This is a genomic window from Methylobacterium sp. J-118 (genome assembly GCF_057836565.1).
Genome location: NZ_JBYQFA010000001.1, coordinates 4,365,773 through 4,385,793, shown reverse-complemented (window position 1 = coordinate 4,385,793; position 20,021 = coordinate 4,365,773). Strand labels below are relative to the sequence as shown.

The window sequence follows — 20,021 nt, the reverse complement described above, 5'->3', positions numbered from 1 at the left end:
GCGGAGCCCGGCTCCGCGGTGCACCTTTGTAAGATCAGGGCAGAAGCGGCGCGATGAACTACAATTGGAACTGGCGGATCTTCTTCGACGCCTCGCCTGAGGGTAACGGCACCTATCTCGACATGCTGCTCTCCGGGCTCATGTGGACGATCGCGACCGCCCTCTGCGCCTGGGTGATCGCCTTCTTCCTGGGCTCCCTGGTCGGCGTGCTGCGCACCCTGCCGTCGAAACCCGCGAACGCGATCGGCACGGCCTATGTCGAGCTGTTCCGCAACGTGCCGCTGCTGGTGCAGATGTTCCTCTGGTACTTCGTGCTGCCGGAGGTCGTCCCGACCCGGCTCGGCGACGCGATCAAGCAGATGCCCGATGCGCCGTTCTACACGGCGGTGGTCTGCCTCGGCTTCTTCACCGCCTCGCGGGTGGCCGAGCAGGTTCGCGCCGGCATCCAGGCGCTGCCCCGCGGCCAGGGCATGGCCGGCACCGCGATGGGCTTTACCACCTACCAGACCTACCGCTACGTGCTGCTGCCGAACGCCTACCGGATCATCCTGCCGCCGATGACCTCGGAATTCCTCAACAACCTCAAGAACACCTCGGTGGCCCTGACCATCGGCCTTCTGGAACTCACCGCCCGGGCCCGCTCGATGCAGGAATTCTCGTTCCAGGTGTTCGAGGCGTTCACGGCGGCCACCCTGCTCTACGTGATCATCAACCTCGTGGTCGTCACGGCGGCGACCTTCCTGGAAAAGGCGGTCGCCATCCCCGGCCAGCGCTGAGGACCGCCCGCACCCGATCCTCCGGCGCCGCCCGACGGCCACCGCGAACAGGCCCCGATGCTCTCGAATTTCGACTACTCCGTCATCCTGTCGTCCCTGCCCTACCTGTTCGGACAGGGCATGGTCTTCACCGTGACGCTCACCGCCATGGCGGCCGCGGGCGGCGTGGTCATCGGCACCCTGCTGGCGATGGCGCGGCTCTCGGGCATCCCCGGCCTCAGCCATGTCGCCAAGGGCTATGTCGAGCTGTGCCGCTCGCTGCCCCTCGTGCTGGTGATCTTCTGGTTCTACTTCCTGGTGCCGTATATCGGCGCCTACGTGACCGGCGCCACGACGCCGATCCAGGTCGGGGCCTTCCCGTCGGCGCTCATCACCTTCATGGCGTTCGAGGCGGCCTACTTCTCGGAGATCATGCGCGCCGGCATCCAGTCGATCGCCAAGGGCCAGACCGCCGCCGCGCAGGCGCTCGGGATGAATTACTGGCAGACCATGGGCAACGTCGTCCTGCCCCAGGCCTTCCGCAACATGCTGCCGCTGCTGCTGACGCAGACAATCGTGCTCTTCCAGGACACGTCCCTGGTCTACGTGCTCTCGCTCACCGATTTCATGGGGGCCGCCTCGAAGGTGGCCCAGCGCGACGGCCGGCTCGTCGAGATGTATATCTTCGCGGCGATCGTCTACTTCGCGATCTGCTTCTCGGCCTCGTTCCTGGTGCGCCGCCTGCAGCGCCGCGTCGCCATCATCCGCTGACCGACACTGGAGACCGCGTATGACCTCGTCCCCGATGCCGGCCCCGCATGCCGCCGAGCCCGCCCTCGACGCCGCGCACGCCCCGGCGGATGTCGGCCTGCAGCCGGGCGGCCTCGTCTCCGCCGTGCCCGCGGCGGCGCCCGGCGAGACGATGATCGCCATCGACGCCATCAACAAATGGTACGGCGACTTCCAGGTGCTGACGAACTGCACCACCAAGGTCGCCAAGGGCGAGGTGGTTGTGGTGTGCGGCCCCTCCGGCTCGGGCAAGTCCACCCTGATCAAGTGCGTCAACGCCCTGGAGCCGTTCCAGAAGGGCCAGATCACGGTCGCCGGCACCAAGGTCGCCGACAAGGCGACCAACCTGCCCAAGCTCCGCTCGCGGGTCGGCATGGTGTTCCAGCATTTCGAGCTGTTCCCGCACCTGTCGATCACCGACAACCTCACCATCGCCCAGCGCAAGGTCCTGGGACGGAGCGCCGAGGACGCGAAGAAGCGCGGGCTCGACCTGCTCGCTCGGGTGGGCCTCGGTGCCCATGCCACCAAGTTCCCGGGCCAGCTCTCCGGCGGCCAGCAGCAGCGTGTGGCCATCGCCCGGGCGCTCGCCATGAACCCGGTGGTGATGCTGTTCGACGAGCCGACCTCGGCGCTGGACCCCGAGATGGTCGGCGAGGTGCTCGACGTGATGGTGGAGCTCGCCAAGGAGGGCATGACCATGATGGTCGTGACCCACGAGATGGGTTTCGCCCGCAAGGTCGCCGACCGGGTGATCTTCATGGACCGGGGCGAGATCGTCGAGGACGCCAAGAAGGAGGACTTCTTCGGCAGCCCCCGCTCCGAGCGCGCCCAGACCTTCCTGTCGAAGATCCTGCAGCATTGAGGGTCTGAGTTGGTCCAGAGCCAATCGATCGGGATGGCTCGAAACGATGGTGCCGCCACCGCGGAACTTGCCGGGTTTTCCGGCCGCTGTGCGGGTGCGGCCGAAGACGTCCCGGCCCGGTGGTGGTTTGCGGATGCGCTGGAAAGACGCGAGCGGCGCGATCTACGAATGGGACTACCAGCACGGGCACGTTGAGAAATATGATGTGCGCGGCAGCCATCTCGGCGGGTTCGACGCTGCCACTGGTGAGCCGATGTCGCGAGCTGACAGCAAGAGGCGCGTAGAGCCATGAACGTCGGGCATATCGTGGCCGGATATGACAAGGCCACGGAACGCCTCACCATCGAGCATGATGTTCCTCTCACACTCTTCGCAGAGGTGCGAAGCCTTGCCGAAGTGCCTGATACGGACCGTCAGGCGCTCGGATCGTATCCGCTCAGCCTGTCCGCGGTTCGCAAGATTGCTTCCAAAATGCCGGCTTCCCTGAACGTGGATGCCTACGATTGGTTTTTGGAGCCCGTGCGTTCAGAACTTTGATGGCTCTCAGCGGGAGGCGTGCGACGGTTAAGCCAAAGCCTCCTGCGCAACCCGATAGTCCCGCCCGTGCCGGCAATAGCCCTCGACGATGCGGATCATGGTGGCGCGCTTCTCGGCATCGAGGGGGGCGAGGATCCGCGCCGGACGGCCGCCCCACAGGTACCCGGCCTCCAGGATCTGGCCGGGATCGGTGGTCGCGCCAGCGGCCAGCATCACGTCGTCGGCGATCAGGGTGCCGGGCGCGATCGCGGCGCCGATCCCGATGAGCGCCCGGGCGCCGATCCGGCTGTCGGCGATCCGCACGTTGTGAGCGATCGTCGTATCGCGCCCGATCACGACGCCGTCGCCCCGTGTGCGGATGAGGGTGTTGTCCTGGATGTTGGTGTCGGCGCCGATCACGATCGGGCCGACCTCGGCGTTGAGATCGCAGCAGAACAGCACGCTCGAACCCGCACCCAGGCTCACCCGGCCGCGCAGGGTCGCGGTGCGGGCCACGAACACGCTCTCGTCGACCTCCGGCGGCTCTCCGGCCGGCGGAAGGGCGGGGCCGTCGCCCATCCGCTCGCGCAGGCGCTCGGCGCGCTCGGCCACGTCCTCGGGGCTCACCGGCTGGCGCGGTCGCGCCGGGCTTCCCGCATAGGCGTGGCCGCCGGGGAGCTGCGCCCGCGGGAACACCGTGGACCCCGCCTCGATCACCGCACCGTCGCCGATCTCCGCCCCGTCGAGGATGACCACGTCGTCCTCGATCACCACGTCGGAGCCGACCGTGCAGGCATGCACGACGCTGTTGCGCCCGACCGTCACGCGGTCGCCGACCTGCGTGCCCCGCACCAGGGTGGCGATGTGCACCGTGGAGCGGTGACCCAGCCAGAACCGGTCGCCGAGGGTGACGCTCTGCCCGTCCGCCCGGATCACGGCCTCGTCGCCGATCCAGGCCTGGGCGCCGATGCGGGCGGCCCCGATCACCGTGCTGCCGCGGCCGCACCAGACCGGTCGGCTGGCGAAGTCGGGCTGGACGCCGTCGTAGGGCAGGATCAGGTCGGGGGTCACGCGGATATCCTTCTCCACCGCCGGTCGGGGCTCGCGGGGTGATCCGAGCCGGCGGCGAACGATGCGGGGCCAGCGGGGCGCGGCGGACCGTCTCATATAGAGCCGCGCCGCGGTGTGACAGGCGCGGGGCTGGTCGGCGGCGCTCCGGACCCCTATGGACCGGAGGATGAGCGCGCCCGTTCCGAGCGTCGGCATCCAGGCCGAGCCCTTCGACACCGCGACCGAGATCGCCCGGGTGAGCGCTGTCCTCGGGGGGCGGGCCGGCGCCGTCGTGACCTTCTCGGGCCTGTGCCGCGACGAGGACGGCCGCCTGGCGGCCCTGGAGCTGGAACATTATCCCGGCATGGCCGAGGCGGAGATCCTCCGGGTCGCCGAGGAGGCCGCTGCGCGCTGGCCGCTCCAGGCCCTGCGGGTGATCCACCGGCACGGGCGCGTGCACCCGGGCGACGGCATCGTGCTGGTGATCACCGCCTCCAGCCACCGGGTCGCCGCCTTCGAGGCGGCGAGCTTCCTGATGGATTACCTCAAGACCCGGGCGCCGTTCTGGAAGCGCGAGCACCTCGTCGACGGCACCGTCGGCACCTGGGTCGAGGCCATGGCGCAGGACGACGCCGCGGCCGACCGCTGGCGTTGAGCCCGTCTAAACGATCAGCGCGTTGAGCAGCACCGCGAGGGCGCCCCCCGCGATGGCGATGCCCATCAGGATCACGCTGCTGAGCTGATCGCCGGTATCGACTGTCCGGCCGGGGCCGAGGGAGCGGCTCGGCGTCTCGCCATAGGGATCCATCATACCGTCTCTCCTGCCCGCGTCGGCGCTCCGACGCCGGCGACCAACGCGCGAACGGCGTTTCGGTCCCATGCACTGTCGGCGGCCTCGGACGCGCCGGCGGCGCCCCGGCATGCACACGTCCCCCGCCCGCCGCACTTGACCCTGGCGGATCCGCGGCGTTCGTGGGGCCAGGGCTCAGGAGCGGTGATGTCAGACGGACAGGTGCAGGAACTCAAGGGTCCGGTCGGGCCCTGGCGCGGGACGCTTCCGCTCGCCGCCTCGGGCATCGCGGTGGTCTGCTTCGCGGCGGCGCTCGCGCTGGCCTGGATGTCGGTGGGCACGCTGCTGCTGATCTTCGCCGGCGTGCTGCTCGGGGTCTTCCTGGACGGTCTGACCCGCGGGCTCGGCCGGGTCCTGCCCCTACCCCGGGCCCTGCGGCTGACCATCGCCAGCCTCGCGGTGGCGGTCGCGGTGGTCGGCTTCGGCAGCTACGGCGGCGCCACCGTCGTCCAGCAGGGGCGCGATCTCGGCACCACGATCAAGGATCAGGCCGGAACGGTTTCGGGCTGGCTCGCCGAGCGGGGCATCGACGTCCCGAGCCTCGCACCGCAGGGGGGCGGCAAGGACGGCTCGACCGAATCCGGGCAGCGGGAGGGCGGCCTCGGCGGCCTCGCCAACGGCCTGCTGAAGGGCAGCAGCTCGATCGTCTCGGATGCCGGCAGCGTGCTGGGGCCGGCCGCGGCCGTGATCCTCGGGCTGTTCGACGCCCTCGGCAATCTCCTGGTGATCGCCTTCCTGGGGCTCGCCTTCGCGGCCGATCCGAAGGCCTACCGGGACGGGGTGCTGCGCTTCGTGCCGCCGCAGAAGCGCCGGCGCGCGGCCAAGGTCCTCGACGGCGCCGGCGAGACCCTGCGCCACTGGCTGTTCGGCCAGTTGATCATCATGGCCGTGATCTTCCTCTGCACCTGGGCCGGGCTGGCCTTCCTGGGGATCGGCGGCGCGCTGATCCTCGGCCTCCAGGCCGGGCTACTGGCCTTCGTGCCGACCGTAGGACCGCTGGTGGCCGGCATCGTGATCATCCTGGCGGCCCTGGCCTCGGGCCTCAAGGCGGTGATCGGCGCCGTGGGCGTCTACCTGGCGGTGCAGTGCCTGGAGAGCTACGGCCTGACCCCGTTCATCCAGAAGCGGGCGCTGGACATCCCGCCGGCCACGATCTTCGCCGGGCAGCTGATCCTGGGTGTGATCTTCGGCCTCTGGGGCATCGCCCTGGCGCTGCCGATGATGGCGGTGATCAAGGTGCTGCTGGAGCAGCTCTACGTGGAGGATACCCTCCACGAGCAGCCGAGCAGCTGACCGGCGCGCCGCTCAGCGGCGCAGCGCCGCCTCGATCATCCCGGCGACCGCCAGCGCGCGGCCGTCGTCTCCGAAGCGGCCGATCACCTGCACGCCCACCGGCAGGCGCTCGCCCGGCACCGGTACGTTCACGCAGGGCACGCCCATCAGGGTCCAGAGCTGGTTGAAGCGCGGATCGCCCGTCGAGGCCAGGGTCGCGGGGGCCGGGCCGGGGGCCGAGAAGGTCAGGATCGCGTCGTAATCGGCCAACAGGCCCTTGAGCACCCGGCGGGCCCGGTGGGCATGGCGGCGGGCATCGTCGTAGGTGGCCGGGCCGATCGCCGCGCCGGCGTCGAGGTGCTCCCGGACCCGCGGCGGAAGGGCATCGGCCTGGGTGTCGTATTCCCAGGCGAGCGCCAGCCGTCCCTCGTAGTTCTGGATGATCCGGTGCCGCTCCCAGGCCTCCGCAAGCTCCGCCGGGAGCGCGAGGTCGGTGACCTGCGCGCCGGCCCGCTCGGCGGCCTGCCGGGCGCGCGTCAGCGCGGCCTCGGCGGCGGGCTCCGGCGCCTCCGCAAAATCCTGCCGCACGAGGCCGATCCGGGGCGCGGATCCGGTCGCGCCGCCCTCGATCTCCGGCCGGCCGGTGATCAGCGCCAGGGCATGGGCGACGTCCGCGACCCCGGCGGCGAACAGCCCGACCGTGTCGAGGGCCCAGGAATAGGTCTTCACTCCGACCGTGGGGATCAGCCGGAACGAGGGCTTCACCGCCGCGCAGCCGCAATAGCTCGCGGGCCGGATCACGGAGCCCGCCGTCTGGGTGCCCAGCGCGAGTGGCAGCATGCCGGCGCCGACCGCGGCGGCCGAGCCGGCCGAGGAGCCGCCGGGCGTGTGGCCGGGATCGTGCGGATTGACCGTCTCCGTCGGATCGCTGCTCGCGAAGGCCGTGGTGGTGGTCTTGGCCAGCGCCACGGCGCCGAGCTGCTTCAGCCGCGCCACGATGGCGGCGTCGCCCCGCGGATGCCAGCCCGCATAGATCGACGAGCCCATCTGGGTCGGCAGGCCGGCGCTATCGATGATGTCCTTCACGCCGACCGCGATCCCGGCCAGCGGCCCGGCCTCCGGGATGGCGGGCGACGCGTCGAGGGTGACCAGCGCGTGCAGCGCCGGCTCCCGCGCGGCGATCGCCGCGCGGCACAGGTCGATCGCGCCCGTCGGCGTCAGGGTGCCGGCTGCGATGCGGGCGCGGAGGTCGATGAGCGAGAGCATTCTGTATTCACCCGTTGTTTGCCGGGCCTGTCAACCGGCCCGCCACAGGGCGCCGCATTCCCGAAACGCCGTTGACGAACGCTTTACGGGACCGTGCGCATCGTCCGGACCATGTGGCGTGGCGTATCCCTGTTCTCGGCCCTGGCGCTGTTCGGCGCGGGGCTCACCGCGTGCTCGATCAACCATTTCGAGCGGCGCGACCCGTGGCGCGATCAGGCGGAGCAGGTCTGCCTGGCCAAGAAGCTCGTCGAACCCTCGGACTACATCACGCCGATCGCCGCCATGAACGGCCCGGGGCCCTGCGGCATGCAGCAGCCCTTCCGGGTGACCCGGCTGGCCGGCGGCTCCGTGATCCTGAAGCAGCGGATGACCCTGGGCTGCCCGGCCCTCGCCGAGGCGGAGGCCTGGCTGGCCGACACGATCCAGCCCGCCGCCAATCTCTACTTCGGCGTGCCGGTCGCGGAGATCAACGCCGGCTCCTATTCCTGTCGCGGCCGCAACAACCAGCCCGGCGCCAAGCTCTCCGAGCACGGCTTCGGCAACGCCATCGACGTCATGTCGGTGAAGCTCGCCGACGGCCACGTGATCACCGTCAAGGGCGGCTGGCACGGGACGGAGGCCGAGCAGGGCTTCCTGCGGGAGATCTTCCTGGGGGCCTGCCAGCGCTTCACCACCGTGCTGGCCCCTGGCTCGAACGTGTTCCATTACGACCACATCCACGTGGACCTCGCCCGGCACGACCCCCGCGGCCTGCGGCGGATCTGCCAGCCGCTGATCAAGTTCACGCCGCAGCTCGGGACCGGCATCGAGCGGCCCCTGTCGCGCCCGGTGCCGCCGCCGCGCCAGCCGGCCGCGCCGCAGGCCCCGGTGGATATCGAGGAGGACGATCCCTACGGCCTCTCGCCGATGTCGAAGGCCGGGAGCCCGACCCAGGTCGCCCACGCCCCGGCGCGCCCGCCCGCCGCCTCCGCCTACACGGCCGCGCCGCCGGTGCGGCCGGCGCCGCGGGTCGCCACGGCCGTGCCCGAGGAGCCCGCTCAGGATTACGACGAGCCGCTCCAGCTCGGCGCGCCGCCGCCGAGCACGGGGCCGATCTACTGAACGGGGTCTGCGGGCCTCCCCATCGACCCCTCCGTCGGCGGCCGGTCACTGTAGCGGCCGCGCCGCACCGCGCGGCAAAGCGTCGTCGCGGCCGAGCTTGCGCTTGACTGGCGGTGCGGCCGGTTCATCGTTCCGGGATGCAGGACCGCACATCCGCCGAGACCCGCGCCATGCGCCCGATCCGTCACGGCCTCGCCCTCGGGCTGGCCCTCCTCGCCCTGGCGCAGCCGGCGCTGGCACGCACGGCCCGCGAGGATATCGAGCCCGCCGAGGAGCGGGAATTCCCGTTCGACGCGCAGATCCCGGGCTGCCAGGACCCGTCGGTGCTGGAGCGGGTCTCGACCAACTTCGCCGAGAAGGAGGCGAAGTACTGGAACTCGTCGATGACGATCCTGTCCTTCGACACGATCGAGCGCACCGCCTGGCGGCCCTGGGGCCTCGACACCTACCCGCGCCGGTTCTGCAGCGCTACCGTGACCACCTCGGACGGCGTGCGCCGGAAGGTCGACTATTCCGTGCGCGAGAGCCTCGGCATCATCGGCGCGACCTGGGGCGTCGAGTTCTGCGTGCACGGCCTCGACCGCGATCTGGCCTACGCCTACGCCACGGCCTGCCGGATGGCGCGTCCCTGAGGATGCGCGGCCCCGCCGCCTGCCTCGCCGCCCTGCTGCTGGCCGGGCCGGCCACCGCCCAGGATTACGGCGGCTTCACCCGCCGCGGCACCCCCGGCGAGTTCGATTTCTACGTGCTGGCCCTCTCGTGGTCGCCGAACTTCTGCGCCGGGGCGGGCGGGCATCGGGACGACGTCCAGTGCACCCCGGGCCGCGGCCTAGGCTTCGTCGTCCACGGGCTGTGGCCGCAAGACAGCCGGGGCTTTCCCGAGGGCTGCTCCGCTTCGGTGCGCGCGCCGACCCGACAGGCGATCGAGGTGGCCGGGCAGGTCTATCCGAGCGAGGGGCTCGCCCGGCACGAATGGCGCACGCACGGCACCTGCTCGGGGCTCGACCCCGTGGCCTATTTCACCGCCGCCCGGGATGCCCGGCTGGCCGTGACGATCCCCGACGGCCTCAAGGGCGGTTCCCCGCCGCAGACCTTGGCGCCCATCGAGATCGCCCGGCAATTCGTGGCCGCCAATCGCGGCCTGCGCCCCGACATGATGGCGGTCACCTGCACGCACGGCCAGTTGCAGGAGGTCCGGATCTGCTTCGGCAAGGACCTGCACGGCTTCACCCCCTGCCCCGAGGTCGCCCGCGGCAATTGCCGGGCGCCGGAGATCACCCTCGACGCCGCGCGCTGAGATTTTTTGGGGCCCCTCGGCGTTCGGCGCTGGACCCTGGCGGCCGGATCGGCTTCACCGCGCTCCCATGAATTATCGGCATGCCTTCCACGCCGGCAACCACGCCGACGTGCTCAAGCACCTCGTGCTGGCGCGGGTGCTCGACCACCTGCGCCTCAAGGACAAGCCGTTCCGCGCGCTCGACGCCTTCGCGGGCCTCGGCGTCTACGACCTCGCGGCCGACGAGGCGACCCGCACCGGCGAATGGCGGGACGGCTGGGGCCGGATGGACGCGCCCTTCGCGCCCCCCGTGGAGGCGCTGCTCGCCCCCTACCGGGCGGCGGTCGCGGCGGTGCGGGCGCGCCACGGCGCCACCGCCTATCCGGGCTCGCCCGCGCTGATCCGCGAGGCGCTGCGGCCCGGGGACAAGGGCGTGTTCGTGGAACTGCACCCGGCGGACGCCGACATCCTGCGGGCGCGGTACGCGCGCGACCCGCGCACCAAGGTCATGAGCCTCGATGGCTGGACGGCGGTCAACGCCCAGGTCCCGCCGCCCGAGCGGCGCGGCCTCGTGCTGATCGATCCCCCCTACGAGGTGCCTGGCGAGATCGAGCGGCTCGGCGCCCACCTCGCCCGGGCGGTGACGAAATGGCCGACCGGCCTGTTCCTGGCGTGGTACCCGATCAAGGATGCAGCCGCCCTCGACCGCATGATCCGGGACCTCGACGGCGCCCTGCCCCGCCCGGCGCTCCGACTCGACCTGCTGATCGATCGGCCGGACGACCCGACGCGCCTCACCGGCAGCGGGCTGATCGTGGTCAACCCGCCCTGGCGTCTTGCGGAGGAGGCGACGGTCTTCCTGCCGGCACTGGCCGAACGTCTGGCTTTGCAGGACTTCGGCGGCTTTCGCTGCGACCCGATCGGCCGGAATGATTGATTCGCCAACATCGAGCCGCGTTCCAGGACGCTGATTCCTTCGATCGGACGAAGATGAGGGTTCGCCCGCGATTCTGATTGTTGCGGCAACGACACATTTCTCCGGCGAACGTGTCCTCGAGCACAAAATTGCTCAAAAAATATGCAACTGCTCCTTGTTTGATTTTGTGTCATTTATCTCTTGATGTCAGCTTGGCTGTGAGTGAACCGGAACGAGCTGCGACCCATGCTGAAGCGATCCACCCTGGCCGGCCTGGCGACCCTGCTGTTGTCCTCGACCAGCATCCTCGCGGCGGATCTGGCGGCGCCCGCCCCCGCCCCCGTGGCGCCCCCGGCGGAACCCTGCAAGGCCACGCTGCTCGGCCCGACCTACGGCGGCGTGATCAAGGCCAACCCGACGCCGACCTGCTTCGCGGCCGGCCCGCTCGGAGACCTCTATGTCGGCGGCGCGGTGACGGGTTACGGCTACGTCCAGACCAACCCGTTCGCGTCGTTCTCGACCCCCGCCGCGCCCAACGACCGGGACCGGGCCGCGCGGTTCGACTTCTCCAACATCCAGGGCGTCATCCAGAAGCCCGAGGGCGGGTTCCAGTTCTACGTCCAGGCGGGCGGCTACTCGATCCCGCAGCTTGGCTTCCCGACGCTGGGCACCTTCACCCAGACCGATCTGCTCTTCGGGCCGGTCCCGGTCGCCTACGGTAAGGTCCAGATCAACGACGAGTGGTCGATCCAGGGCGGACGGATGTTCACCCTGATCGGGACCGAACTGCTGTTCACCTATCAGAACCTGAACATCAACCGCGGCCTGCTGTTCGTGCAGGAGAACTTCATCAACCAGGGCGTGCAGGTCAATTACAGCAGCGGCCCGCTCTCGGTGTCGCTGGCCGGCACGGACGGGTTCTTCTCCAACGAGATCACGTGGTTCACCGGCAACGTCGCCTACAAGCTCGACGACTTCAACACCATCGGCGTCAACGGCGGCCTGAACCTCGGCCGCACCAACGCCCTGGCCCGCAGCCCGCGCTACCAGTTCGCCACGCCGAACCTCCAGCAGAACAGCGGCATCTTCGACATCAACTACACCTACGCGAACGGTCCGTGGATCGTCTCGCCGTACTTCCAGTTCACCAACGTCGAGCGGGATCCGCGGGTGGGGATCTACAACTCCGCCTCCACCTACAGCGGCGCGCTGCTGGCGGCCTACTCGTTCACCGACCACTTCTCCCTTGCCGGCCGCGTCGAGTACATCGAGCAGACGGGCGTGCGGGGCTCCGGCACCACGAACCTGCTCGGCTTCGGCGCCGGCAGCAACGCCTTCTCGGTGACCGTCACGCCGACCTTCACGTTCGACCGGTTCTTCTTCCGGGTCGAGTACGCGCATGTCGAGCTCGGCGGCATCACCCGGGCGAACATCTCGGATACGGGCCTGCTCACGCCCGGCACCGGCTTCGGCCGCACCGGCAACCGCACCGCGCAGGACCGCTACATGGTCGAGACCGGCATCACCTTCTGATCCGATTCGCATCCCGGCCGCGAGGCTGGTTCGAACAAGCCCCCGGCCTGAAGCCGGGGGCTTTTTTGTTGCTTGTAATGACTCGCAGTACATGCGATCCAATATTTCTTAAAGCGGCAGCAATATCTCGGTGTTGACCAAGTTAGGCATAGGCGTTTGATTATCGCTGTCGCCGATGGGACTTGAGCTGCGGCGACCGGTTCTGCCGAACACTTGAAATGTCACCGCTCCGCCATGTATTCCTCGCCCTGCGCCGGCCGTGGCCGGATCGGGGGGCGAGTGAATGACTTCGATCGAGGCTCTGTCGGCGACCCTGTGGAGGGTGGCGGCGCCAGGCATGACGCCGAAGGCGCTGCGCGCCGCTGTCCGCGAACACCATCCGGAGGCGTCCAAGAAGGATGTCGTTCGCGCCGCCTTCTACGCCCTGATCGACGCCCGCTCCCAGGATGGCCTGACCTTGGACGCGTTGCATGGGTTCGCCCTCAACGAGCGCACGCCTTCCGACGAACCGCCGGTGACGATCGGCAAGTCTCGGAGGCAGAAGCACCGCCGTAGCCCCGAGCGGGCCGTTCTCGAGGCCCCCGCGGTCTCAGAAGCCTCCGAGCGTCCCGAGGCCGCTGCGGCGGCCTGAGGGGCACGGTCGCCGGGTCCGCTGCGCGGAGGCGCGCCCACGCCCTGAACCGGCCGCCGATCGAGGGCGGGGATCGGGGCATCGTCCCGGAGACGAGACCCCTGTCCGGACGATGCGCTAGGCCCGCCGGAGCAGACGGCGGCCGGGGCGGTGGCCCTCCTCGCCCGTATCGCGGAAGCCGAGTTTTTCCAGCAGCCCCCAGGACGCGATGTTGGCGGGGCGGCACTCCGCCACGATGGTGCGGCCGGGGAACCGGCCGCACAGGAGGCCGATGATCGCCGCCACCGCCTCGAACGCGAAGCCGCGCCCCCGCGCGGCGCCGCCGATCCAGTAGCCGATCTCGATCGCGCCCGTTCCCCGCAGGTGCGTGCCCACCACGCCGACAAGTTCGCGCCCGACCGGATCGGATGGCGTCTGCGTATCGCCTTCACCGCGAAGCCAGGCGCCGAGAAAGCAGTCCTGGCCCCGCGCGCCGCTGCGGATCAGGTCCTGGGCGTCCTGCAGGGTGAACGGCGACGGCAGGAAGTCCACCGCCGCGGTGATCGCGGGGTCGTCCGTGAGCCGGCGCAGGGCGTCCGCGTCCTGGATGTGCAGGGCCGCGATCGACAGGCGCGGGGTTTCGATCCCGGGCAGGTCGACGAGGCTGGCACGGGCGGCGCGGATGGTAAACATCCCTCGGATGTGGGGTGCCCGCCGGTGCGGAAAAGGCACGTGTCTGGCCCCCACCCTCATCCCCGGGACGCGGCGAGGACGCCCTGTCGTCCTTCGTGCGACGGTCGCAGACAGGCCGGACGGGAACGGTTGCTTAACCTGAATCCGTCTTCATTGGGGCATCAAGTTGCGTCAGGCAAACGGGTGCGTCGATGCGGGTGCGCGGTACGGGTCAGATGTTGCGGACGCTGTCGCGCGTCGCCCTCATCGGCATCATCGGCGGGGCTGCGGCCGCCTGTTCGTCGGATGCCTCGCGGCTGAGCAATCCGTTCACGAACCCATTCGAGGGGGAGCCCGCCGCCACCGGCAGCCTGCCGGACGGCAGCCTCAAGCCGGCACCGGTGATCCGCACCGGCCGCATCCAGTCGGAGGCGCTGAGCCCACCGGCAGCCTCGCGTCCGGTCTCCGCGGCGAATCCGGTGGCGACCCATGCCGCCGCGCCGGCGACCCGCGTCGCCTCGACCGGACCGGTCGGCTGGAGCGCCCAGGGCGGCACGCAGATCACCGTGTCGCAGAACGACAGCCTGAACCAGATGTCCACCCGGTTCGGCGTCCCCGCCTCGGCGATCCTGTCGGCCAACGGCCTGACCAGCGCCAGCCAGATCACCCCCGGCCGGCAGATCGTGATCCCGGTCTACAACGCGTCGGGCATGAATCCCGCCGCGGCCCCCATGACCGCCCGCCCGGCCCGGGCGGCGGAGGAGAAGCGCGAGGACGCCAAGCAGGTCGAGGGCAAGCTCGCCGCCAAGCGCGAGGAGGCCGCCCGGGACGCCAAGCGCGAAGAAGCCAAGCGGGACGAGGCCAAACGCGAGGAGGCCAAACGCGAGGAGGCCAAGCGCGAGGAGGCCAAGGAAGCCGCCAAGGAAGCCACGCGGCGGGCTGCCGACAAGGAGGCGGACCGCAAGGAGGCGCTGGCCCGCGATGCCGCTGCCCGGAAGGTCGCCGACGCCAAGACCCACAAGGAGGTGGCGAAGGCCGACGACAAGCCGCGCCACGTGCGTCCCGGCCAGGTCGCCAAGGCCGAGGAGCCTAAGGCGGATCCGAAGGCCGAGGCCAAGGCAAGCGCCAAGGCGGACGCGAAGGCCAAGGCCGACGCGAAGGCCGCCGAGGCGAAGGTCGAGGCCAAGGCCGCCGCGAAGGCGGAGGCGGTCCAGAAGCTCGCCGAGGCCAAGGCCGCCAAGGAGGCCGCGCAGAAGGCTGCCGCGGCGGAGAAGGTCGCCGCCAAGGAAGCGCCGAAGCCGGTCGCGCCCGTGGCCCAGGCCAAGCCCGAGCCCGCCGCCACCGGCTCGGTGGCCGATGCCGCCGCCTCGGAGAGCTTCCGCTGGCCCGCAAAGGGCCGGGTGATCTCGGGTTACGGCAGCTCCGGCAACGAGGGCATCAACATCGCGGTGCCGGAGGGGACCCCGGTGAAGGCCGCCGAGGAGGGCACGGTCGCCTATGCCGGATCGGACGTGAAGGGCTACGGCAAGCTCGTGCTGGTGCGCCACGCCAACGGCTTCGTCTCGGCCTATGCCCATAACGGCGAGATCGACGTGAAGCCCGGTGACAAGGTCAAGCGCGGCCAGGTGATCGCCAAGTCCGGCGCCTCGGGCAACGTGACCTCGCCGCAGCTGCACTTCGAGATCCGCAAGGGCGGCGCGCCGGTCGATCCGATGTCCCAGCTCGCCAGCAACTGAACGGCGCCTGCAGTCTGAGATCAGCGGCGGTCCCGGAAGGGGCCGCCGTTTTCGTTGGCCGCCCCTAGGATTTGGGCTCCTGCAGCGTGCCGTCGGGGCTGTGGTGATCCACCGCCTGCGGCAGCGTCTGGGCGAGGGTCGGGAACAGCTGATCCACCGGGACGCCGAGCTTCTGCGCCATCTGGCGAACCTGCTCGTTGTCCAGGACCTTGCGCAGGTCGTCGGCGGTGATCGGCTCGTTGGGGCCGCGGCCCAGCCAGGAATTCACCTGGCTCTCGTAGCCGGAGCGGCGGAGCTGGTCGAGCAGCGCGTTGAGGCCGCCGGGCAGCACCTGCTGGATGACGCCCGGCAGCGCCTTGAGTGCCATCTGCCCCAGCGAGCCACCGAGGGAATCGAGCAGACTCATCCTGTTCTCCTGTCGGTCACGCCGTCCCATCGGATTTTAGGGCGGCCTCCGGGAAACGGGAGAGGGCGCGGGCCGCCGCGTCGCGTGAACCGCAATTTAATCGACAGCGCCTGGATGTTGGCCCGGTATGCCGGCTCGGAATCCATCCACGGTCATGCGGTCATGCGATCTCTGGTGCTGTCTGTCGTGCTGATCGTCGCGGCCGACGCGGCGCTGGCGGTGCCCGACGAGATGTCCCGTCCGGTCCACGTGGAGCGGGCCCTCGCGGACGCCGTCTTCGTCCGGCCGCTCTACGGCGTGTACCGGCATTGCGGCGGGGCCTGCCTCAAGAGCGGCGCGCTGACCTGGTACTGCTTCGCCAAGCAGAGCTGTTCCCTGAGCTGCGCGACGGCGCCGCCCCAGATGAAATGCGCGACCCCCTAGTGCCGCGCCCCCGGAACGACGCCGGCCTGTCAGGGCCCGCTCAGCGCACCTGAGTGCTGAAGTTCGGCTGTGGCTTCAGCCGGCCGTCCACACTCTGCCCGGCGACCGCGGCCGGCAGGAACTCCGAGAGGGCCGTGGCGACGCGGCCCTCCGGCAGGCCGAGATCGTAGGCGAGGCGCTCGGTGACCGCCTTGGGCAGACAGGTCGCCATGGCGGCGGCCGGGACGGTCTGCCGTTCCCCGGGGGACAGCCAGGAATCGACGGCGGCCCCGTGGCCATCCGCGCGCAGGCGGTCGAGGAGGCCCACGAGGCCCCCGGGATAGAACTTCGCCAGCGCCATCGGGAGCTTGCCGCTGCCGGTCTCCTCGAGCGCGCGGTCGACCGCTGCGACGACATCGCCGATCAGATTCTTCGCACCGTCGAGCAGACCCATGATTCTCCACCGCATCGAGCTTCGAGGGCTTCGAGAATTCGGGCGTGACCGGCCGCCGGCAAGCGCGTGCGGCAATTGCGCGGTGGATCGCCGCGCGGGTCCCGCACGCAGGCGAGCACCGGCTCGCTCCGGGCGCGCGACCGATCAAAGGCTTAGCCGGGGTTGCGATGGCAACACATTCGCGCCCGGTTCTGAAGCCTCGTCCCGAAAGGTGGCCGCGGGCGTTCGGAGAAGGACGACGCGGAACCGAGGACCCACAGCCTCGTGCCGGGCCCAGTTCCCGAAAAAAAATGATGCAAGACCAACGACCTAGCGCATCGTCCTGATTCCGCTGGTCAGGACGTTGCGCTAGGATGCGCGCCTCGAAGCTCCGGGAGCCATCCATGAAGCGCGTGCACGCGGGCGTCTTGGACGTCGCCTATCGGGAGGTCGGACCGCCGGACGGGCCGCCCGCGGTGCTGCTCCACGGATTCCCCTACGACGTCCACGCCTGCGACGCGGCGGCCGAGCACCTGGCCGGCGCCGGGGTGCGCTGCCTGATCCCGTCCCTGCGCGGCTACGGGCCGACCCGGTTCCTCGACCCCGCGACGCCCCGCTCGGGCGAGCAGGCGGCGCTCGGGGCCGATCTCCTGGCCTTCCTGGACGCCCTCGGGATCGAGCGGGCCGTTCTCGCCGGCTACGATTGGGGCGGCCGGGCGGCCTGCGTGGTCGCGGCGCTTTGGCCGGACCGGGCCAGGGGTCTCGTCAGCTGCGGCGTCGGCTACAACATCCAGAACATCCCGGCCTCCGGGCAGCCCGTCGCCCCGGAGGCCGAGCACCGGCTCTGGTACCAGTACTACCTGCACGGGGAGCGCGGCCGGGCCGGGCTCGCGGCGAACCGCGAGGCCTTCTGCGGCCTGCTCTGGCGCCTGTGGTCCCCGACCTGGGCGTTCGACGCGGCGACCTTCGCGGCGACCGCCCGATCCTTCGACAACCCGGATTTCGTCGACGTGGTGGTGCATTCCTACCGGCACCGCTTCGGCCTGGTGGCGGGCGATCCTGCCCTTGCGGAGATCGAGGCGCGGCTGGCCGCGCAACCGGAGATCGCGGTGCCGTCGATCGTGCTGCTCGGCGCCGACGACGGCGTCGGGCCGCCGCCTGAGACCGACACGGATGCCCGCCACTTCACCGGACCGTATCGGCGCGCGATCGTCCCGGGGATCGGGCACAATTTCCCCCAGGAGGCGCCGGAGGCCTTCGCGGCGGCGGTGCGCGCCCTGCTGTGACGGCGATTCGGCCGCGCGTCGCTTCGGCGTTGCTTTCGGGAAGCCCCTGGCTATAGTCCGCGCGCTTTTCGACAGGTCTGCAGACGCCGCAACCGGCGGCAGGCCTGCGTGCCAATCGCAGGAGACGCTCGTTGATCACCCCCGCCTTCGCGCAAGGGGCCGCTACGGCCGCTGGCGGAGCGGAGATCGCCTTTCAGGTGATCCCGTTCGTCCTGATCTTCGTGATCATGTATTTCCTGATCCTGCGGCCGCAGCAGAAGCGGGTCAAGGACCACCAGGTGCTGCTCAAATCCGTGCGCCGGGACGACACGATCGTCACCAACGGCGGCCTGGTCGGGCGTGTGGTCAAGGCGGTGGACGAGCAGCCGGAGATCGAGGTCGAGATCGCCCCGAACGTCCGTGTGCGGGTCGTGCGGACGATGATCTCCGAGGTCCGGGCCAAGGGCTCGGTGAAGGCCGCCTGAACTTCCAGTTGAACCGGCCGGCGTAACGCGCCGGCCCACAAGAGAAAAAGACGGCCGATGCTGCGCTTCTCCCGTGCGAAGATCATCGCGACGCTGGGCCTGATCCTGGTCGGCCTGATGCTGGCCGTGCCGAGCTTCTTCTCGCCCGAGCAGCGCAAGGGCTTCGTCGCCAGCCTGCCCTCCTGGTTCCCGAGTTGGGTGGTGCCGACCCGCGCCATCGTGCTCGGCCTCGATCTCCAGGGCGGCTCGCAACTGCTCCTGGAGGTCGATCAGAACGAGCTGATCGCCTCCCAGGCCAAGGCCCTGCGTGACGACGTCCGCCGGGTGCTCCAGCAGGAGAGCGTCCGCGCCGACGGCGGCATCGGCCTGCTCCAGCGCGGCGTCCAGGTGAAGATCGCGGATGACGCGGCCCGCGCCAAGGTGCTGCCGAAGCTGCAGGAACTGGCCCTCCCAATCACCACCTCGCTGGGCCAGACCGCCGCCCGTACCCTGGACGTGTCCGAGCAGCCGGGCGGCCTGGTCCGCCTGACACTCACCGATGCCGGCATCACCGACCGCACCCGCCGCGCGGTGAGCCAGGGCATTGAAGTCATTCGGCGGCGCCTGGATTCCACCGGCACCACCGAGCCCTCGATCCAGCAGCAGGGCGCCGACCGCATCCTGATCCAGGTGCCGGGCGAGCAGAACCCGGAGCGGCTGGAGAAGCTCCTCGGCTCCACCGCCAAGCTCGAATTTCGCATGCTCGCCGACAGCCCCTCGGGCGATGTCGACATGCTGCCCTCCAAGGATGAGAAGGGCGCCAAGGTCCCGGTCGAGCGCCGGGTCATGGCCGATGGCGGCGAGCTGACCGACGCGCAGCCGGCCTTCGATCAGCAATCCCATGAGCCGATGGTGAGCTTCAAGTTCAACCTGCGCGGGGCACAGCGGTTCGGCCAGGCGACCTCCGAGAATGTCGGTCGGCGCATGGCGATCGTTCTGGACAACGAGGTGGTCTCGGCCCCGGTGATCCGCTCGGCGATCACCGGCGGCTCCGGCCAGATCACCGGCAACTTCACCGTGCAGCAGGCCAACGACCTGTCCGTCCTGCTGCGGGCGGGCGCGCTGCCGGCGAAGTTCACCGTAGTCGAGCGCCGCGTCGTCGGGCCGGGGCTCGGCCGCGATTCCATCGAGGCTGGCAAGCTCGCGACCCTCGTCGCGGCGGGCCTCGTCGTGGCCTTCATGTTCGCGACCTACGGGACCTTCGGCTTCATCGCCAACATCGCCCTGATGGTCCATGTCGGGCTAATCCTGGGCCTGATGTCGGTGCTCGAAGCCACCATGACGCTTCCGGGCATCGCCGGCATCGTCCTCACCATCGGCACTGCGGTCGATTCCAACGTGCTGATCTACGAGCGCATGCGCGAGGAGAGCCACGCGGGCCGCTCGCTGATCTCGGCGCTCCAGGCGGGCTTCGACCGGGCCTTCGCCACCATCATCGACTCGAACTCGACCATGGCGATCGCCGCCCTGATCCTGTTCTTCCTCGGCTCGGGCCCGGTGAAGGGTTTTGCCGTGGTCTTCATCCTCGGCATCCTGACCACGGTCATCACCGCGGTGACGCTGACCCGGATGATGATCGCGGTGTGGTACAAGACCTTCCGGCCGAAGGCCCTGCCGTTCTGAACGCGTTCATTTTCGGGAGATCGATCACCGTCGGCAAAGGCTGCTCCAAACCACGCCCTCATCCTGAGGTGCCCGCGCCAGCGGGCCTCGAAGGAGCCCTCCAGCAGGCGCCGTGAGCTCTGGAAGCCTCCTTCGAGGCCTCCGCTGCGCTCCGGCACCTCAGG

24 protein-coding genes are annotated in these 20,021 nt (G+C 70.1%); 18 read left to right on the top strand and 6 right to left on the bottom strand.

What is annotated here, in order from left to right:
* Positions 1-53 precede the first annotated feature (53 nt).
* The 5 genes from AC3IF3_RS21445 to AC3IF3_RS21425 all read left to right on the top strand — a co-directional run bounded on the left by AC3IF3_RS21445 (position 54) and on the right by AC3IF3_RS21425 (position 2,943).
* Complete coding sequence (locus AC3IF3_RS21445; protein WP_243968172.1) at positions 54-776, top strand: amino acid ABC transporter permease; 723 nt, start codon at positions 54-56, stop codon at positions 774-776.
* Positions 777-833: 57 nt separating this feature from the next.
* Positions 834-1,526, top strand: coding sequence for an amino acid ABC transporter permease (locus tag AC3IF3_RS21440; protein WP_243968174.1), 693 nt, complete (start codon positions 834-836; stop codon positions 1,524-1,526).
* Positions 1,527-1,677: 151 nt separating this feature from the next.
* On the top strand, positions 1,678-2,406 hold the full coding sequence (locus tag AC3IF3_RS21435) for an amino acid ABC transporter ATP-binding protein (protein ID WP_243968221.1): 729 nt from the start codon (positions 1,678-1,680) through the stop codon (positions 2,404-2,406).
* 46 nt (positions 2,407-2,452) lie between these two features.
* On the top strand, positions 2,453-2,698 hold the full coding sequence (locus tag AC3IF3_RS21430; protein WP_489230256.1) for a colicin E3/pyocin S6 family cytotoxin: 246 nt from the start codon (positions 2,453-2,455) through the stop codon (positions 2,696-2,698).
* A complete protein-coding gene (locus tag AC3IF3_RS21425; protein ID WP_243968176.1) occupies positions 2,695-2,943 on the top strand; it encodes a DUF7683 domain-containing protein in 249 nt (82 codons plus the stop codon). Before AC3IF3_RS21430 ends, AC3IF3_RS21425 begins: the two co-directional genes overlap by 4 nt.
* 27 nt (positions 2,944-2,970) lie before the next feature.
* On the opposite strand, the gene AC3IF3_RS21420 is transcribed toward AC3IF3_RS21425, so the two are convergent.
* Positions 2,971-3,993, bottom strand: coding sequence for a gamma carbonic anhydrase family protein (locus tag AC3IF3_RS21420; RefSeq protein WP_489230255.1), 1,023 nt, complete (start codon positions 3,991-3,993; stop codon positions 2,971-2,973).
* A gap of 166 nt (positions 3,994-4,159) precedes the next feature.
* On the opposite strand from AC3IF3_RS21420, the gene AC3IF3_RS21415 reads away from it, so the two are divergent.
* Entirely contained in the window at positions 4,160-4,627 is a 468-nt protein-coding gene (locus AC3IF3_RS21415) for a molybdenum cofactor biosynthesis protein MoaE (protein ID WP_489230254.1), read from the top strand.
* 6 nt (positions 4,628-4,633) lie between these two features.
* Here AC3IF3_RS21415 and AC3IF3_RS21410 read toward each other — a convergent pair whose 3' ends face one another.
* On the bottom strand, positions 4,634-4,783 hold the full coding sequence (locus AC3IF3_RS21410; protein WP_243968227.1) for a hypothetical protein: 150 nt from the start codon (positions 4,781-4,783) through the stop codon (positions 4,634-4,636).
* 186 nt (positions 4,784-4,969) lie between these two features.
* Here AC3IF3_RS21410 and AC3IF3_RS21405 point away from each other — a divergent pair, with 186 nt between their 5' ends.
* Positions 4,970-6,115 (top strand): AI-2E family transporter, encoded by a 1,146-nt coding sequence (locus tag AC3IF3_RS21405; protein WP_243968179.1) that lies wholly within the window; start codon positions 4,970-4,972, stop codon positions 6,113-6,115.
* A 12-nt stretch (positions 6,116-6,127) separates the two neighbouring features.
* Here AC3IF3_RS21405 and AC3IF3_RS21400 read toward each other — a convergent pair whose 3' ends face one another.
* On the bottom strand, positions 6,128-7,360 hold the full coding sequence (locus tag AC3IF3_RS21400) for an amidase (protein ID WP_489230253.1): 1,233 nt from the start codon (positions 7,358-7,360) through the stop codon (positions 6,128-6,130).
* A gap of 111 nt (positions 7,361-7,471) precedes the next feature.
* On the opposite strand from AC3IF3_RS21400, the gene AC3IF3_RS21395 reads away from it, so the two are divergent.
* The 6 genes from AC3IF3_RS21395 to AC3IF3_RS21370 all read left to right on the top strand — a co-directional run bounded on the left by AC3IF3_RS21395 (position 7,472) and on the right by AC3IF3_RS21370 (position 12,817).
* Complete coding sequence (locus tag AC3IF3_RS21395) at positions 7,472-8,461, top strand: extensin-like domain-containing protein (protein WP_489230252.1); 990 nt, start codon at positions 7,472-7,474, stop codon at positions 8,459-8,461.
* Between the two features lie 170 nt (positions 8,462-8,631).
* Positions 8,632-9,093 carry a hypothetical protein gene (locus AC3IF3_RS21390; protein ID WP_243968181.1) on the top strand — a complete coding sequence of 154 codons (462 nt, stop codon included), beginning with the start codon at positions 8,632-8,634 and terminating at the stop codon, positions 9,091-9,093.
* 2 nt (positions 9,094-9,095) lie between these two features.
* Positions 9,096-9,758, top strand: a complete 663-nt coding sequence (locus AC3IF3_RS21385; protein WP_489230251.1) for a ribonuclease T2 family protein — start codon at positions 9,096-9,098, stop codon at positions 9,756-9,758.
* Positions 9,759-9,825: 67 nt separating this feature from the next.
* Positions 9,826-10,674, top strand: a complete 849-nt coding sequence (locus AC3IF3_RS21380) for a 23S rRNA (adenine(2030)-N(6))-methyltransferase RlmJ (RefSeq protein WP_243968183.1) — start codon at positions 9,826-9,828, stop codon at positions 10,672-10,674.
* A gap of 225 nt (positions 10,675-10,899) precedes the next feature.
* On the top strand, positions 10,900-12,186 hold the full coding sequence (locus tag AC3IF3_RS21375) for an outer membrane beta-barrel protein (RefSeq protein WP_243968184.1): 1,287 nt from the start codon (positions 10,900-10,902) through the stop codon (positions 12,184-12,186).
* A gap of 283 nt (positions 12,187-12,469) precedes the next feature.
* Positions 12,470-12,817: a hypothetical protein gene (locus AC3IF3_RS21370; protein WP_489230250.1), complete on the top strand. Its 348-nt coding sequence runs from the start codon at positions 12,470-12,472 to the stop codon at positions 12,815-12,817.
* Positions 12,818-12,934: 117 nt separating this feature from the next.
* On the opposite strand, the gene AC3IF3_RS21365 is transcribed toward AC3IF3_RS21370, so the two are convergent.
* Positions 12,935-13,489 (bottom strand): GNAT family N-acetyltransferase, encoded by a 555-nt coding sequence (locus AC3IF3_RS21365; protein ID WP_489230249.1) that lies wholly within the window; start codon positions 13,487-13,489, stop codon positions 12,935-12,937.
* A gap of 191 nt (positions 13,490-13,680) precedes the next feature.
* Here AC3IF3_RS21365 and AC3IF3_RS21360 point away from each other — a divergent pair, with 191 nt between their 5' ends.
* Positions 13,681-15,204: a peptidoglycan DD-metalloendopeptidase family protein gene (locus tag AC3IF3_RS21360; protein ID WP_489230248.1), complete on the top strand. Its 1,524-nt coding sequence runs from the start codon at positions 13,681-13,683 to the stop codon at positions 15,202-15,204.
* Positions 15,205-15,268: 64 nt separating this feature from the next.
* Here AC3IF3_RS21360 and AC3IF3_RS21355 read toward each other — a convergent pair whose 3' ends face one another.
* A complete protein-coding gene (locus AC3IF3_RS21355; protein WP_243968189.1) occupies positions 15,269-15,610 on the bottom strand; it encodes a YidB family protein in 342 nt (113 codons plus the stop codon).
* A 174-nt stretch (positions 15,611-15,784) separates the two neighbouring features.
* Between AC3IF3_RS21355 and AC3IF3_RS21350 the strand changes: the two genes are divergently transcribed.
* Positions 15,785-16,033, top strand: a complete 249-nt coding sequence (locus tag AC3IF3_RS21350; protein WP_409564802.1) for a hypothetical protein — start codon at positions 15,785-15,787, stop codon at positions 16,031-16,033.
* 40 nt (positions 16,034-16,073) lie between these two features.
* On the opposite strand, the gene AC3IF3_RS21345 is transcribed toward AC3IF3_RS21350, so the two are convergent.
* The gene (locus tag AC3IF3_RS21345; RefSeq protein WP_243968191.1) at positions 16,074-16,466 is read right to left on the bottom strand and encodes a YidB family protein; all 393 of its coding nucleotides are present in this window, start codon (positions 16,464-16,466) and stop codon (positions 16,074-16,076) included.
* Positions 16,467-16,849: 383 nt separating this feature from the next.
* On the opposite strand from AC3IF3_RS21345, the gene AC3IF3_RS21340 reads away from it, so the two are divergent.
* The 3 genes from AC3IF3_RS21340 (at position 16,850) to secD (ending at position 19,857) form a co-directional block, all read left to right on the top strand.
* Positions 16,850-17,731, top strand: a complete 882-nt coding sequence (locus AC3IF3_RS21340) for an alpha/beta fold hydrolase (RefSeq protein WP_489230247.1) — start codon at positions 16,850-16,852, stop codon at positions 17,729-17,731.
* 131 nt (positions 17,732-17,862) lie between these two features.
* Positions 17,863-18,195: a preprotein translocase subunit YajC gene (yajC, locus tag AC3IF3_RS21335; RefSeq protein WP_489230246.1), complete on the top strand. Its 333-nt coding sequence runs from the start codon at positions 17,863-17,865 to the stop codon at positions 18,193-18,195.
* A 57-nt stretch (positions 18,196-18,252) separates the two neighbouring features.
* Positions 18,253-19,857, top strand: a complete 1,605-nt coding sequence (secD, locus tag AC3IF3_RS21330) for a protein translocase subunit SecD (RefSeq protein WP_243968194.1) — start codon at positions 18,253-18,255, stop codon at positions 19,855-19,857.
* Positions 19,858-20,021 lie beyond the last annotated feature (164 nt).